The organism is Coriobacteriaceae bacterium (assembly GCA_025757745.1).
In the GTDB taxonomy this organism is placed as follows: Bacteria; Actinomycetota; Coriobacteriia; order Coriobacteriales; family Coriobacteriaceae; genus Collinsella.
Genome location: CP107217.1, coordinates 1,656,837 through 1,672,618, shown reverse-complemented (window position 1 = coordinate 1,672,618; position 15,782 = coordinate 1,656,837). Strand labels below are relative to the sequence as shown.

The following is a 15,782-nucleotide window of genomic DNA, read 5'->3' as shown; positions in this document are numbered from 1 at the left end:
CCCCCTACGCCTCCTCGGCCATGAGGCCGACCGCCCACACCCAGCAGGCGAGCTCGCGCGCCGTGGCGACGTTCGCTTTGTTGTTGTGGACCCCGCGCGCGAGCAGGGCCCCGCGCCTCTCGACCAGCCTCCGCACGCCCTTGGCGGCATGCCTCCGGGCGCCCCGGTCCGGGGCCTGGCCCTTGGCGAGGTCCTTCGGCCGCCCCGAGCACGTCAGGTAGTGCCACGCGGCCTCGACCAGCGTCTTCCTCAGGTGCTTGTTGCCGGCCTTGGTGATCGCGCCCCTTCGGTCGCTCTCCCCGCTGGAGTGCTCGGAGGGCGTCAGGCCGACCCACGCCGCGAACGAGCGGGCGTTCCTGAACCTCGAGAACTCGCCGGCCTCGAACACGAGGTCGGCGGTAGACGCGGTGTCGACGCCCTTGAGGCAGCGCAGGGAGTCGACCCTCTTCCGCCACCTGGGCTTGCGGGCCTCGGCCTCGACGAGCCCCTCGAGCCTCGACTTCTCCTCCGCCGCCCGCCTGACCGCGTCGACGTAGTAGGCGAGCACGTCGTTGTCGGCCCCCTCCGCGAACCTAATCGACTCGATCCAGGACCAGTGCGCCCGGGTCCAGTTGCCCTTCCTGCGGCCGGTGGGCGTCCTCTCGTCGAAGACGAGCCCGTGCCTTAGCAGGAACTTGGAGAGCCGCTGCTTCGAGCGCGAGAGGTCGTCCCTCGCGTCCTCGAGCGCCCTGGTCAGGTCGCGGGCGGCCTCGCACTCGTCGTCGGGGACCCACACCTCGACCACGTTGCCGACCGACAGCATGCGGGCGAGGAACTCGGCGTCGTTGCGGTCGTTCTTCCTGCGCCTGTCCGCGCTGGGCTTGATCATCTTCGAGACGGCGCCGACCACGCAGTCGACACCCAGGCCGGAGAGCCTCTTCTGCAGGTCGAAGCCCGTGACCCCGGACTCGTACACGCACCTGGCCCCGGGGTCCACGGAGCGGACCCACTCCGCGACGGCGCCGGCGTCGTAGCCGAAGGTCGCGGCGCGCACCTCCCCGGTCATGACGTCGAGGGAGACGGCCTTTATCGAGCGGGCGTGGACGTCGAGGCCGACGAAGGTGGTAGTATCGAGCATGGGAGCCCCTTCCATGAATGCGGCGTGGCCGCCGCGGCTGAATTAGACACTCACCATTGTCGGCCTAATCCGCGGTCTTTCATGCCGGGGGCTCCCAATGTTTTTATGTCCTGCTCATATCGTCTCTGCCGGCAGCCGGGGACAGTCCTTGCAGCTTTTTCGCGAAGAGTGTCCCCAACGACTAGTCATTTAAGAACACCCAATGACTAAGAACGTCCCCGATGACTAGGCGAGGGCGGCTATGATGGTGCGGGCGACGCCGTCGTGGTCGTTGTCGTATTCGGTGATGGCGTCGGCGGCCTTGCGGTCCTCGGGCTCGGCGTTGATCATGGCCATGCCGTGGCCCGCTGCCTGCAGCATGGGGATGTCGTTGATGTTGTCGCCGAACGCCCAGGCGTTGGCGAGATGCTCGCCCAGGTGCTCGCATAGCCACGTGAGGGCCGTTCCCTTGGTGGCGCCCTCGCCCATGACCTCGATATTCATGGCGTACGAACGCGTGACCTCAATGCCTCCGAGCGTGTCGAGCGCCGCCGCGATGGCGTCGCGATCGGCCGGGTCGTGCCAGTACATGGCGATGCGTTCGAGCGTCTCGACCTCGTCGATCTTGCTGTCGATATCCAGGTCAATCGGCGTTCGTGTGCGCTTGAGCGAGGCCGCGATGTGGGGGTCGCCGCCGCAGAACTCATCCAGGCGCGTGTAGAGCGAGCGGGGGAGGAAGCACTGCCCGTCCGCGAAGATATCGAAGGTCACATCGTGGCCGGCGGCGATGCGATGGATGCGATGGGCAATGCCGCGATCGAGCGGACGGCTCAATATGCGCGTGGCGCGCGAGGCATCGTTGGGCACATCGTCGTCGAGCTGCCAGACGCTGGCGCCATTGGCGCAAACGGCATAGTGCACGGCGGGATGGGCGAGGATGGGTTCAAAGATGCCCGACAGCGGACGTCCCGTGCAGGGTACAAACTCAATACCGCGGCGCGCAAGGTCGTCGAGCATCGCCCAGGTGGCATCGCTCATCTGCTTATCGCTCGTCAGCAGCGTTCCATCCATATCGGAAAAAACAATCATTTGATGTAGTCCTTTCTGCTGGCATAAAAAGCGTGGCCGAGGGCGGTGATGCCCTGGCCACGCTCGAGTTCTATAACGGTCCGCGTCCTAGCGGTCGGCGAGCGGCTTGTACTCCAGCGGCTCGATCACCGGACGATAGGCCGGGCGAATAATACGGTGTGCGCAGAAGAGCTCTTCCATGCGGTGTGCCGACCAGCCGGCCATGCGGGCGACGGCGAATAGCGGCGTAAAAAGCGTCTCGGGTACGCCGAGCATCTTGTAGATAAAGCCTGTGTACAGGTCGATGTTGGCGCAGATGGGCTTGGTCATGCCGTGGTCGCGCATCACCTGCGGTGCCAGGCGCTCGATGCGCTCGATGAGCGCGAACTCATCGCCCAGATCTTTCTTGGCAGCGAGCGAACGTGCGTAGTGGCGGCAGACCTCGGCGCGCGGGTCGCTGAGCGTGTAGACGGCGTGGCCCATGCCGTAGATGAGACCCGTGCCGTCGAAGGCCTGCTTGTCGAGAATCTTGCCCAGGTAGGCTGCGACCTCGTCCTCGTCCTCCCAATTGGAGACATGCGCACGGATGTCCTCGTGCATGGACACGACCTTGGCGTTGGCGCCGCCGTGGCGCGGGCCCTTGAGCGAGCCGATAGCCGCGGCGTAGGCGGAATACGGGTCGGTGGCCGAGGAGGACAGCACGCGGCAGGCAAACGTGGAGTTGTTGCCGCCGCCGTGCTCGGCATGCAGCATGAGCATCACATCGAGCAGCATCGCCTCATCGCGGGTGAATGCCATGCCGCCGCGCAACACCTGCAGGATGGTCTCGGCGGTGGAGAGACCGGGTGTGGGGTGCGGTACATGAACCTCGGAGCCGCGGCGCTTGGCGACCGAGGCCATATGCGCGAAGGCGGCGATGCGGGGGAGACGGGCGAGCATGGAGATGGCAACGTCGATTTCGTGCTCGGGTGTAATGGCGTCGGGCTCGGCGTCGAAGGCGTAGAGCAGCAGCACGGCGCGCTGAAGCACATTCATGATGCTCGACGACACCGTGGTCATGGGGAACTCGCGGACGTATTCGTCGCTCAGGTGCCTAAAGGCACCCAGACGTTCGCAAAAACCGTCAAGCTCTTCCTTAGTGGGCAGAGAGCCCGTAATGAGCAGATAGGCGACCTCTTCGTAGCCGTAGCGGTTCTCGGCCTGGGCGTTATTGACCAGATCCTCGATGCTGTAGCCGCGAAGCGTGAGTTTGCCCTGATCGGGCACGACCTTACCGTCGACCTTGTTGTAGCCATGCACATCCGAGATGCGGGTGAGGCCCGCGACCACGCCCGAGCCGTCGGCATTGCGCAGACCGCGCTTGACGTTGTGCTCTACGAACAAGCCCTCGTCGTACGGGGCGGTCGGCAGGCCGTGGTAGAGGTTTTCGCTTTCGGGCGAAATCTGACGGCTCGCCTCGTAGTCCAGAACCAGGCGGCTCAGGTGATCGTCGAAGCGGTAGTAGATTTTCTTGGCGTCGTAGGCCATGTGCGCTCCTCTCCGGTCCGCTTTGGGGCGGCGCGCTTGGACGATATGACGTCAAGCTGCCCCGAGCGGCTTGTTCGCTACAGGCGGTACATAAAGTTAAAGACGTCCTCGCGCTGAATGGACACGTTGACGCCCGAAAGCTCGCCTGCCTCGGCCAGGGCCTTCTGCAGCTCGGCGAAGTCGAGCTTGGACTCGGCGGTGTCGGCCAGCATGGTCATGGTGAAGATGTCCTCGATAATGGACTGCGTGATGTCGCGGATGTCGACGTTGGCCTCGCCCAGAACGCGGGTGACGCCGGCGACAATGCCGGGGCGGTTCTTGCCAAGGACGGTGATGACGATGCGGGAGGACGAGATCTCGGCCATGGGAAACCCTTTCGCGTGGTTGCGGCGCGCGGGGGCGCTCCGCTACGGTACAGTGTTCATCATTGTACCTGTCTGGCGCCAAAAGGGGCACCTTTGCTGCGGCGTTACACGTCTGCAACATGGGAGAAGGGGCAAAGGCGCCCGTTTGCCGCGATTCGTCGTGTCGTCTGCTGTGTCTTGGGCGCGATGCACAGTACAAAGACCGTGAACCTTTTGTGGGACGCTCGACGCCGTGGTACCATAGCCAAGTTTGTTGTCTTGGTCGGAAACCAAGACGCCTTATGCGCTGATCGGTAACCAGCGCCTGACCAATAAGGAGTCCTACCATGAAGCAGGGTATCCATCCCCAGTATGTCGAGTGCACGGTGACGTGCTCCTGCGGCAACACCTTCAAGACGCACGCTACCGTGTCCGAGATGAAGGTCGAGCTTTGCAACGAGTGCCACCCGTTCTACACCGGCCAGCAGAAGTTCGTCGACACCGGTGGACGCGTCCAGCGCTTCGCCGACAAGTTCGGTGGCGCCGCTGCCGCCCAGCTCAAGAAGGCCGAGGAGGCCAAGGCTGCCAAGGCCGCCAAGGCTGCTGAGGCCGAGGCCGCTCGCAAGGCCGCCGCTGAGGCTAAGGCTGCCGAGAAGGCCAAGCGTGCCGCTAAGTTTGCCGAGGAGGCTGCCAAGCAGGCCGCCGAGGCTCCCGCAGAGGCTCCCGTCGAGGAGGCCGCTGCCGAGGCCGAGACCACCGAGGCTGCTGAGTAAATAGCTTGCCGAGCAAACACTCGCATTCATGGCAAAAGGGCCGCGCATCCATTTGGGTGCGCGGCCCTTATCTTTTTATTGGTGCAAACCAACCTGTCCCCATTGCACCAGGTTGGCGCGAAGGGGACAGGTTGGTTTGCACCAAATGGCAGAGAGGCAGCGTTTTCCCAGATAAAAGCTGCCAAAATAAACCAGTCCCTTTTTGGCAGGCTGTCGTAGTTATTACGTGGTCGAGCGTGTCGACCGCATAGGCGGCGCCTTGTTTGGCTAAAGTACAAATATCTGTGTTTAACTCGTCCAAGGTTTCATGCCACGGGCGATGGCCAAAAAGGAAAACCACATGGGATTCATGTCAAAGCTGCTGTCCTTTGGATCCGATAAGGACCTGAAGCGCTACTACAAGATCGTCGACAAGATCAACGGTCTTGAGCCCCAGTTTGAGAAGATGACCGAGGAGGAGCTCCGCGCCCAGACTGATAAGTTCCGCGAGCGCTACGCCAACGGCGAGTCGCTCGACGACATGCTCCCCGAGGCCTTTGCCACCGTGCGCGAAGCTTCTAAGCGCACCATGGGCATGCGTCACTTTGATGTACAGCTCATCGGCGCCATGGCGCTGCACGAGGGCCACATCGCCGAGATGAAGACCGGCGAAGGCAAGACCCTCGTCTCCACGCTGGCCGGCTATCTCAACGCCATCGCCGGTAAGGGCGTGCACGTCGTCACCGTCAACGACTACCTGGCCAAGCGCGACTCCGAGTGGATGGGCCGTATCTACAAGTACTTGGGCATGACCGTCGGTCTGCTGCAGAACAACATGCCGCTCGAACTCAAGCGCCCGGCCTACCAGGCCGACGTCACGTACGGCACCAACTCCGAGTTCGGTTTCGATTACCTGCGCGATAACATGGTCACCCGCCCCGAGCAGCGTGTGCAGCGCGGCCACAACTACGCCATCGTCGACGAGGTCGACTCCATCCTGATCGACGAGGCCAGAACGCCGCTCATCATCTCGGGCGCCGGCACCAAGTCCGCCAGCACCTACAAGGACTTCGCGCGCGCCGTGCGCGGCCTTGAGCGCGGCGAGGACGTCTCGCACGACATGCTCACCGCCACCGAGGACGTTGAGCCCACGGGCGACTATGTCATGGACGAGGCCAAGCACACCATTGCCGCCACCGAGCGCGGCCTTAAGAAGATTGAGCGCCGCCTGGGTATCGATGACATCTATGCCGATCTCTCCGGCCAGCTGGTCAACCACCTGCAGCAGGCGCTGAAGGCCCAGTACATGTTCCACCGCGACAAGCAGTACGTGGTCACCAACGGCGAGGTCAAGATCGTCGACGAGTTCACCGGTCGCATCATGGAGGGCCGCCGCTACTCCGAGGGCCTGCATCAGGCCATCGAGGCCAAAGAGGGCGTGCTCGTGCGCGAGGAGAACCAGACCCTTGCCACCATCACCCTGCAGAACTACTTCCGCCTGTATGACAAGCTCTCCGGCATGACCGGTACGGCACTCACCGAGGACGCTGAGTTCCGCGAGATCTACAAGCTGCCCGTCGAGGTCATTCCCCCCAACAAGCCCGTGCAGCGTGTTGACCACGAGGACCTGGTCTACCGCACCATCCAGGCCAAGTACAACGCCGTTGCCGACGACGTTGAGCGTCGTCACGCCAAGGGCCAGCCGGTCCTGGTGGGCACCGTCTCCATCGAGAGCTCCGAGAAACTGTCCGCCGCCCTCACTAAGCGCGGTATCGCGCACGAGGTCCTCAACGCCAAGCACCACGAGCGCGAGGCCCATATCGTGGCCCAGGCTGGTCGCTATGGCGCCGTGACCATCGCTACCAACATGGCCGGCCGTGGTACAGACATCTTGCTGGGCGGCAACCCCGACGAGCTGGTGCGCGAGCGCCTGGAGCACGAGGGCCTGACCATGGAGGACGTGACGCCCGAGCAGCTCGAGCAGTTTAACGCCGAGGCCAAGGAGACCTGCAAGGCCGAGCGCGAGCGCGTGCTTGCCGCCGGCGGCCTGACCGTTATCGGCACCGAGCGCCATGAGTCCCGCCGTATCGACAACCAGCTGCGTGGCCGTTCCGGTCGTCAGGGCGATCCGGGCGAGACCCAGTTCTACCTGTCACTCGAGGATGACCTCATGCGCCTGTTCGGCGGCGACAGGATGGACCGCGTCTCCAAGATGATGGTCACGGCCGACATGGGCGACGACATGCCCATCCAGCACAAGATCATTTCCAAGGCCGTCGAGAATGCCCAGCACAAGGTCGAGAGCATCAACTTCTCCATGCGTAAGAGCGTTCTTGAGTACGACGACGTCATGAACAAGCAGCGCCAGGTCATCTACGCCGAGCGCAACAAGATTCTGGACGGCAAGGACCTGACCGACCACATCACCGAGGTCATGCACGATACCGTGTACCGCTGTGTTCAGGAGTTCTGCACCAAGGACAGCCACGAGGGCGAGCGCGATCTTGAGGGTCTGCGCAAATGGGTCGTCGAGCTGACCGGGCATATCGATACCCCTCAGTTCCCCGACGAGGACTTTGAGGCCCTGGCCGCCGATGTTTTGGCCTATGTTGAGAAGTGCTACAACATGAAGGCCGAGCGTCTGGGCGAGGACCTGATGCGCGAGCTCAATACCCAGGTCATGCTGCGCGTCATCGATACGCGTTGGATGAACTACCTGCAGGAAATGGACTACCTCAAGACCGGTATCGGCCTGCGCGGCTTTGGCCAGCGCGACCCGCTGGTTGAGTACAAGACCGAGGCCTACGGTGCGTTCCAGATACTCGTCGATACCATGTACGAGGATTACCTGCGCACTGTTCTGCGCATTGAGCTCAAAGCTGCCCCGCAGGCTGTGGAGCACAAGGAGGACCCCGCCCTTAAGGGTGCGCGCTTCTCTGGTCCCGCCGAGGTCGATGGCGACAACAGCGATTCGGTACTGCGCAAGCAGGCTCAGGTGCAGGCCCGCACCGCCGTCCAGGGTGGTCCGGCTGCCGTTAACAACGGTGGCAAGGTGACGACCTACCGCAAGTCCGAGAGCGATGACCCCTATGTCAACGTGGGCCGCAACGACCTGTGCCCTTGCGGTAGCGGTAAGAAGTTTAAGTACTGCCACGGCAGGAATCGTTAATGGCCGAGGCTCTAGAGGTAACGCTCGCCGAGTTGGACGCGTTTGCGGACCGACTCGGCGAGGTCGAGTCATATCTCCATTTGGACGAGAAGCGCACCCGCGTGGCGGAGCTCGAGGCCAAAAGCGTCGCCCCAGGCTTTTGGGACGATGCCGACGCCGCTCGCGCCACGATGGAGGAAATTGCACGCGCCAAGGAGGATATCGCCGCCGTGGATACGGCGCGCGGTGAGCTTTCCGATGCTCGCGCCGCGCTGGAGCTTGCCGAGGAAATGGGCGATGACCCCGATGCTGCCGCGCTGCGTGAGGAGGCTGCTGCCACGGCGGAGCGCCTTTCCCGCGCCATCGACGAGCTTGAGCTTGCGAGCTGGTTTACCGGGGAGTTCGACCATGGCGACGCGATTGTGACCATCAAGCCCGGGCAGGGCGGTTTGGAGGCCCAGGACTGGACCTTCATGCTCTTTAAGATGTACATGAAGTACTGCCAGCGCCGCGGTTGGAAGGTCACCATCAACGATTGCCCCGCGGCCGAGGTTATCGGCATCGATCGCGCGACCTTTACCGTCGAAGGCAAGGATGCCTTTGGCATGCTGCGCGCCGAGGCCGGCGTCCACCGTCTGGTGCGCATTAGTCCCACCGACGACAAGAAGCGCCGCCAGACCACGTTTGCCGGCGTTGAGGTCATTCCGGTGCTGCCCAATGATATCGACATCGAGATTAGTCCCGACGATATCCGCGTGGACGTGTATCACGCGAGCGGCCCGGGCGGCCAGGGCGTCAACACCACCGACTCCGCCGTGCGCGTGACGCATTTCCCCAGCGGCATCGTGGTCACTTGCCAAAACGAGCGCAGCCAGATTCAAAACAAGGCCGCGTGCATGCAGATTCTCAAGGCCCGTCTGTACGAGATCGAGCTCGAGAAGCGCGCCGAGGCGCTCGACGAGATTCGTGGACCCAAGACCACGATCGGTTTTGGTAACCAGATTCGCAGCTACGTGCTCTACCCGTACCAGATGGTTAAGGACCTGCGCACGGGCGTGGAGACCAGCAACGTCGAGGCAGTTCTTGACGACGGCGACCTGGATCCGTTTGTGATTGGCTATCAGCGTTGGGCTACCGGCAACGCTGACGCGGAGGCCCCGTCTGCCTAAACCGCTCGGTTTATGTGGAAATGGATCAAGGCCTTCCGAGCAGGACGGTTTTGTATCCAGAACAAACCCTGCACAGGGGTGGTTTTTGTTTGGCGAATCGGTAGAATCGAATACATGAAGAAGTTCAAAGCGCATCCGATGGGGTGCGCTTTTTTGAGGGAGGCAGCATGGCATATCGTCTGGACATCAAGCGCATTCTTTCGATGAACTTCTTTCACGATCTACCCCAGATCATGTTGGGGTGCGCCTTGGCCGCCATCGCGACCGACCTGTTTTTGATTCCCAACGGTCTTGCAGCCGGTGGCGTTACGGGCCTTGCGACGATTATCCAGGCAGTCGGCGCAGCGCGAGGCGTGTCGCTTCCTGTCGGTATCCAGACCATCGTGATGAATGCCTTGCTGCTGCTGATCGTTATGCGCGAGGGCGGCATGTTCTATGTAGTGCAGACGGCGACGGGCTTTGTGCTGCTGGGCTTCTTTACCGATCTGTTTGCCCCGTTTGTAGCGCCTTTGGCACATGCGGACCTGATGCTTCCCGCTATGTGGGGCGGCATTATCACGGGCATTGGTTACGGCATGGTGTTGCGCGCCGGCGCCAACACCGGCGGCTCGGACACGATTGGCCAAATCATCTCGCGTAACACCTCGCTGCCGGTGGGCTCGACCGTCATGGCAATCGACGTTGCCGTATGTGCGGCATCTGCTCCGGTATTCTCGCTCGAAAATGCTCTATACGCAGGACTTTCGATGGTGATTAGCGGCTATGTGATCGATGCTGTGGTCGATGGCGGCAATAAGCGTCGTATGGTGCTCATCATCTCGGATAACTTTCCCGATATCGCGGCCGACATCATGTATGGTCTGGGCCGCGGCTGCACCAAATTAAAGGCGACCGGTATGTATTCGGGCGTCGAGAAGCCGGTGATCATGGTGATCGTTAGCCGTCGAGAGCTCAACACCCTCAAAACGATCGTGCGCGAGCGCGATCCTCACGCCATTGTGACGGTCGCCGACGTTACGGAAGCCTTCGGTGAGGGTTTCAAGGACATTAACGCGTAGGCTGAATTTCGGTTTGCGGATCATTTTTGTGCCGGGGCGAGAGGTAGCCACCGCATCCAAAAGACGTTCACATTGATAAACCGTTTCATCAGCGGTTCTGCCTGCTAAATTATTCAAATAATGATAAAAACTCTGGTAAAGCCATCGGTTTCCAGCATAATGAATGACGTACGTGCATTGCGGCTGTGTTGGGATTACCTTCGGTGCCGTGCGCATCTTGTCTTAAGAGGATGAAAGGAAGGCACAATGAGCGACGAAGAGCTCAAAAAGGTTGCCAACGAGGTAAGGAAGGGCATCGTCACCGGCGTGCACGCTGCCAAGTCTGGCCATCCGGGCGGTTCGCTCGGCGCTGCCGACATCATGACCTATTTGTACTTTGAGGAAATGAACGTCGACCCGGCCGACCCCCGCAAGGCCGACCGCGATCGCTTCGTGCTTTCCAAGGGTCATTGCGCGCCTGGTCTGTACGCTGTGCTCGCCGAGCGCGGATTCTTCCCCAAGGAGGATCTCGAGACGCTGCGCCACATCGGCAGCCACCTGCAGGGTCACCCCAACATGAACGACACCCCGGGCGTCGATATGTCCACCGGTTCGCTCGGCCAGGGCATCTCCGCCGCCGTGGGCATGGCCGTTGCCGCCAAGCACTGGGGCGACGACTATCGCACCTACGCCCTGCTGGGCGACGGCGAGAGCGAGGAGGGCCAGGTTTGGGAGGCCGCCATGTTTGCCGGCAACCAGCAGCTTGACAACCTCTGCGTGATCGTCGACCACAACGGCCTGCAGATCGACGGCCCCGTCGAGGAAGTCAACGACCCCATGCCGCTCGCCGACAAGTTCCGCGCCTTCAAGTTCCACGTGGTGGAGCTTGCCGACGGCAACGATTTCGATCAGATCCGCGCCGCCTTTGCCGAGGCCCGCGCCACCAAGGGTCAGCCGACCGCCATTATCGCCGAGACCACCAAGGGCAAGGGCGTTTCCTTTATGGAGAACCAGGTAGGTTGGCACGGCAAGGCCCCCAACGATGAACAGTTTGAGCAGGCCATGGCAGAGCTCACGGCCGCCGGAGAGGAGCTCTAGGATGGCAGACGTCAAGAAAATCGCCACGCGCGTAAGCTACGGCGAGGCCCTCGTCGAGCTCGCCAACGAGCACGACGACTTTGTGGTCCTCGACGCCGACCTGGCCGCCGCCACGCAGACCGGCAAGTTTAAGGCCGCCTGCCCCGACCGCTTCTTCGATGTGGGCATTGCCGAGAGCAACCTGATGGGTGTTGCCGCCGGTATCGCAACCACCGGCCGCGTTGCCTTCGCGAGCACCTTTGCCATGTTTGCCGCCGGCCGCGCCTTTGAGCAGGTCCGCAATTCCATCGGTTACCCGCACCTCAACGTCAAGATCGGCGCCACACACGCCGGTATCTCGGTGGGCGAGGATGGCGCCACGCATCAGTGCTGCGAGGATATCGCCCTTATGCGCGTCATTCCCGGCATGACCGTCATCGTTCCCGCTGACGACGTAGAGGCCCGCGCCGTGACGCGCGCCGCCTACGAGTGCGACGGCCCTGTGTACATGCGCTTTGCCCGTCTGGCCTCGCCGGTCATTAATGACCCCGAGACCTACAAGTTTGAACTGGGCAAGGGCATCATCATGCGCGAGGGCGCCGACGTTACCATCATTGCCTGCGGCCTGATGGTCGGCGAGGCCCTCGAGGCTGCCGAGCAGCTTGCTGCCGAGGGTATCGACGCCGAGGTCATCAACATGCACACCATTAAGCCCATCGACTCCGACCTGATCGTCAAGAGCGCCACCAAGACCGGCCACGTCGTGACCGTCGAGGAGCACTCCGTGATCGGTGGCCTGGGCAGCGCCGTTGCCGATGTCCTGTGCGAGCAGTGCCCGACGCCGCTCAAGAAGATCGGCGTCAACGACACGTTCGGCGAGTCCGGCCCGGGTGCCGAGCTCCTGCACAGGTACGGCCTGGACGCCGCCAACATCGTGGCGACCACCAAGGAGTTCTTGGCATAAGGCAAGGCGGATCTCAAGGACTGCTTCGCCAGTACTATAAAACTGCTTCGCCAGTACTATGGAAACCCGGCAGGGGCACTCTCTTGGAGGGCGCCCCTGTTTCAGTTGCGGTGAAATAAGGACTGTTTTGCCAGCCTAAAGGCTCAATTAATCTGTATTTCACCGCAACTTCCGAAGGCGTTCCCGCTTGTGCTGGCTCCATCGCGACGATTGATTGCGGCTTGGCACAGTGCAGCGACATCGGGGGCATCGCTGCCTCTGTATGTCATGGCGAGCAAAGCGGCATCGTAGATTTCATCATTGGTCACATCGGCGGCATCAATGGGGCAGAAGGCGAGAATCGAATCCTGTTCTGCAAGCTCGGCCAGATCGATCGTTTCACCCATGGCAAAGGCATCATCGAGGACGAGTGTGGCACTCGTGCATGGAATTTGATAGATCGTGCCATCCGCAGCGATAGGGGAACCTGCTGCCTCGAGCGTGTAGACACCTTGTATGAGATTGATGCCAGAGCCATCGGAGGCGACGAACTCAATCCTGTCGACCGTTATTCCGTCGATGGACTTGCCCGTAATATGTATCGGAACGCGCGATGCCCCGTTATCGGTGTCCCAGCCCGCAGCCGCGACATCCAGCACAATGGCGTGCTCCGAATGGGCGGATACGAAGTGCGACAACACCTGCCGCAGATGAAGGCCCATACAGCTACCGCCGACAATGCCAATTACCAGCATGCAGGTAAGGATGACCGCAACGTGGTTCCGAGGCTTTACCCGAAGCTCAGAATCAGCAGAGATGCCATTGACGGCAGCCCCGCACGCTGTGCAGTACCTCACGCCATCGCGTAACTCAGCTCCACAATAAGGACAATTCATACTGGCCCCCACAACCATAGGCGTTCCCATCGAGGCCACTGTAAATCGACAATCCAAATCCAAGTTGCGCAACAATCAAATCAAAAACGCGTCAAACAAAAGTCTCTACCGGGAAAAGGACCCATATCAGCAAAGTGCCACTCAGCCCACCCAGCATGGTGATGTGGCACCCTAAGATAAACGCGGCGGCCCCTTAGTAGCCGCAGGCCGTGCGCAGGGTTACCTCCCAAATCTTTCCGCAGGACGGAGGAACCCCCGCCGCACGTAGTGCGCAGCGGGGGCTCCGACATGTCCGAGGACGATTTGGGAGGTAACCCTGCGCGCGGCCGGTGGGACCAAAACCCCGCCATGCTTCTTATGTGCAGCGAAGCTAATGCTGCTAAAATACGAAGCGCTCATGTAGTTTAAACGTACGACGATAAGGAGCACCAGTGGGTAACCACTTCCGTACCTCCGGTGCGGGCGATGACGCCCCCAAGACGCAGCCAGGCGCCGCGGGCACTCGTTTCGCCACCCCGGATTCAGAGGATCAGCTGTTTAGCCCGATCCCCGCACAGCCGGCAGATCAGGCACAGCCGGCGTCAGATCCCTTTGCCTACAATCCCACCAATGATGTCGAGCTTTCCGAGGCCGCGGGTTTTGAGCCCGTGCAGAAGGTGACCGCTCGCGTGGATCAGCCCCAGGCGGACGCTGTCGCGCCGCAACCTGTCATGGCCGGTATTCCCGATCCTATGGCTCCTGCGACTCCGGCGCCACAGCCTGCGCAGTCCGGTCTTTTTGCCGGTATTCCCGATCCTACGCAGCCCGCGGCTCCCGTAGTCGAGAGCGATCAGGCCGCCGAGGTCGCAAGCCTCGACAATGCGCTCAACAATCCCGACTTTACGTCGGTGTTTGCGCCCATCGATCCGCAGGCTAGCCGCAAGAAGATGGCCAAGCAGGCCGGTGTCGAGCCCGTCATCCTTATGGAGCACGTCACCAAAATCTATCCGGCGCAGCCCAACAAGCCCGCACTCGACGACATCAACATCGAGATCTATCCGGGCGAGTTCGTCTTTTTGGTCGGTCACTCCGGCTCGGGTAAGACCACGCTGCTGTCGACGCTCAACCGCGACGTCAAGCCCACAAGCGGTCGCATTTTGGTCGCCGGCCAGGATCTCATGAAGATCAAGAACCGCAAAGTTCCGTTCTTGCGTCGTCAGATTGGCGCCGTGTTCCAGGACTTTAAGCTCCTGCCGCAAAAGACCGCCTACGAAAACGTGGCGTTTGCCCTGCAGTGCATTGGCAAGCCCAAGGGCGTCATTCGCAGCCAGGTGCCCGAGGTGCTGCGTCTGGTCGGTCTGGCCGACCAGATGGACTCGCTGCCAGATCAGCTTTCCGGTGGCGAGCAGCAGCGCGTGGCCGTTGCCCGCGCTATGGTCAACCGCCCGCCGCTGCTTATCTGCGACGAGCCCACGGGCAACCTCGACCCGGCGATTTCGCTGGGCATCATGAAGCTGCTCGAGCGCATTAACCGCACCGGTACCACCGTGATCGTCGCTACGCACGATCGCGAGATGGTCGATAGCATGCACCGTCGCGTGATCGCCCTCGAGGGCGGCCACGTAATCCGCGACCAGGAGAGGGGAGGTTACGGCAACTATGGCACCAACTAACGTGGGCTATTCGCTCAAAGAGGCTATCAGCCACTTCTTCCGTAACTGGACCACCTCGCTCGGCGCCGTCATCACGATCTTCCTTTCGCTGTTTATCATCGGCCTGTTCATTATGGGTTCCGCGATGCTGAACTCCGTGATCGGCACCGTCGAGGATCAGGTTGTCATCAATGCCTTTATTAGCGATGATGCCGATCGGGCAGACGTCCAGGCCTTTGAGGCCGAGCTCAAGGCGTGGAGCAACGTCAAGTCCGTGACCTATAAGGATAAGGACGACGCGCTGGCCGAGTACACGAGCAAGATGTCGGGCAACGCCGACGCCACCATGAGCGCACTCGACGGCCAGAACCCGCTTCCTGCCTCGTTCGCGATTGAGATGGACGATCCGTCTCAGGTCGAGAGCACGGCCAAGAAGCTTAAGAAGAATGCCGACTTCCAAAAGATCGCGGACGACGGCGACGTCAACGCGAGCGTTCTGTATGGCCAAGAGGAAGTGAGCCGCCTGTTCCAGGTGACCAACTACATCCGTATCGCCGCCGTGGTGCTCGTCGGTCTGCTGACCTTTATCGCGTTCATCTTTATCAACAACACGATTCGCCTGTCCATTACGGCGCGTCGTCGCGAGATTGCGATTATGCGCCTGGTGGGCGCCAGCAACGGCTTCATTCGCGGGCCGTTCATTACCGAGGGCGTGTTGCAGGCCATTCTGGGCTCGCTGCTTTCCATCGGTGTTTTGGAGCTGCTGCGCAATCTGATGATTCCGCGCCTGCAGGCGAGCGTCGGCTGGATGTCGTTTGCGCTGCCGATGCAGTACTATCTGGTGACCTACGCCGCACTGATTCTCGTCGGTGTCATTATCGGTCTCTTTGGTTCTGCCATCGCCATGCGCCGTTATCTGCGCGTGTAAGCGCTGCGGATATGCCGTCTGCAACGGGTCGTCCCTTTCCAGGGGCGGCCCGTTTTTTGATCCCCTGGGGACGGAGGAAAACGGATCATCGCGGCGCTGGTCTATCTATATGATCCGTTTTCCTCCGTCCCCTAGGGATCATTTGGGTAGACTCTTGGGGTGTTAA

The 15,782-nt window shown here is 61.5% G+C and carries 13 protein-coding genes; 8 read left to right on the top strand and 5 right to left on the bottom strand.

Going from position 1 to position 15,782, the window contains the following annotated elements; genetic code table 11:
- Positions 1 to 4: 4 nt before the first annotated feature.
- The 4 genes from OGM60_07210 to OGM60_07195 all read right to left on the bottom strand — a co-directional run bounded on the left by OGM60_07210 (position 5) and on the right by OGM60_07195 (position 4,056).
- Entirely contained in the window at positions 5 to 1,117 is a 1,113-nt protein-coding gene (locus OGM60_07210; GenBank protein UYI98676.1) for an IS110 family transposase, read from the bottom strand.
- Between the two features lie 225 nt (positions 1,118 to 1,342).
- Entirely contained in the window at positions 1,343 to 2,185 is an 843-nt protein-coding gene (locus tag OGM60_07205) for a Cof-type HAD-IIB family hydrolase (protein UYI98675.1), read from the bottom strand.
- A gap of 87 nt (positions 2,186 to 2,272) precedes the next feature.
- Positions 2,273 to 3,691 carry a citrate synthase gene (locus OGM60_07200; GenBank protein UYI98674.1) on the bottom strand — a complete coding sequence of 473 codons (1,419 nt, stop codon included), beginning with the start codon at positions 3,689 to 3,691 and terminating at the stop codon, positions 2,273 to 2,275.
- Positions 3,692 to 3,768: 77 nt separating this feature from the next.
- Positions 3,769 to 4,056, bottom strand: coding sequence for an ACT domain-containing protein (locus OGM60_07195; GenBank protein ID UYI98673.1), 288 nt, complete (start codon positions 4,054 to 4,056; stop codon positions 3,769 to 3,771).
- A gap of 326 nt (positions 4,057 to 4,382) precedes the next feature.
- Between OGM60_07195 and rpmE the strand changes: the two genes are divergently transcribed.
- From rpmE to OGM60_07165, 6 genes are all read left to right on the top strand, one after another.
- Positions 4,383 to 4,808, top strand: a complete 426-nt coding sequence (gene rpmE / locus OGM60_07190) for a 50S ribosomal protein L31 (protein UYI98672.1) — start codon at positions 4,383 to 4,385, stop codon at positions 4,806 to 4,808.
- Positions 4,809 to 5,148: 340 nt separating this feature from the next.
- Positions 5,149 to 7,956 (top strand): preprotein translocase subunit SecA, encoded by a 2,808-nt coding sequence (gene secA / locus OGM60_07185; protein ID UYI98671.1) that lies wholly within the window; start codon positions 5,149 to 5,151, stop codon positions 7,954 to 7,956.
- Positions 7,956 to 9,104, top strand: a complete 1,149-nt coding sequence (prfB, locus tag OGM60_07180; protein UYI98670.1) for a peptide chain release factor 2 — start codon at positions 7,956 to 7,958, stop codon at positions 9,102 to 9,104. Before secA ends, prfB begins: the two co-directional genes overlap by 1 nt.
- A gap of 167 nt (positions 9,105 to 9,271) precedes the next feature.
- Positions 9,272 to 10,162, top strand: coding sequence for a YitT family protein (locus OGM60_07175; protein ID UYI98669.1), 891 nt, complete (start codon positions 9,272 to 9,274; stop codon positions 10,160 to 10,162).
- 246 nt (positions 10,163 to 10,408) lie between these two features.
- Complete coding sequence (locus OGM60_07170; protein UYI98668.1) at positions 10,409 to 11,239, top strand: transketolase; 831 nt, start codon at positions 10,409 to 10,411, stop codon at positions 11,237 to 11,239.
- A 1-nt stretch (position 11,240) separates the two neighbouring features.
- Complete coding sequence (locus OGM60_07165; protein ID UYI98667.1) at positions 11,241 to 12,182, top strand: transketolase family protein; 942 nt, start codon at positions 11,241 to 11,243, stop codon at positions 12,180 to 12,182.
- 143 nt (positions 12,183 to 12,325) lie between these two features.
- Here the strand turns inward: OGM60_07165 and OGM60_07160 are convergent, their stop codons facing one another.
- Positions 12,326 to 12,883 carry a hypothetical protein gene (locus tag OGM60_07160; protein UYI98666.1) on the bottom strand — a complete coding sequence of 186 codons (558 nt, stop codon included), beginning with the start codon at positions 12,881 to 12,883 and terminating at the stop codon, positions 12,326 to 12,328.
- 605 nt (positions 12,884 to 13,488) lie between these two features.
- On the opposite strand from OGM60_07160, the gene ftsE reads away from it, so the two are divergent.
- Both ftsE and ftsX read left to right on the top strand, forming a co-directional pair.
- A complete protein-coding gene (gene ftsE, locus OGM60_07155) occupies positions 13,489 to 14,709 on the top strand; it encodes a cell division ATP-binding protein FtsE (protein ID UYI98665.1) in 1,221 nt (406 codons plus the stop codon).
- Positions 14,696 to 15,616, top strand: coding sequence for a permease-like cell division protein FtsX (gene ftsX / locus OGM60_07150; protein ID UYI98664.1), 921 nt, complete (start codon positions 14,696 to 14,698; stop codon positions 15,614 to 15,616). The genes ftsE and ftsX overlap by 14 nt, the downstream gene beginning before the upstream one ends.
- Positions 15,617 to 15,782 lie beyond the last annotated feature (166 nt).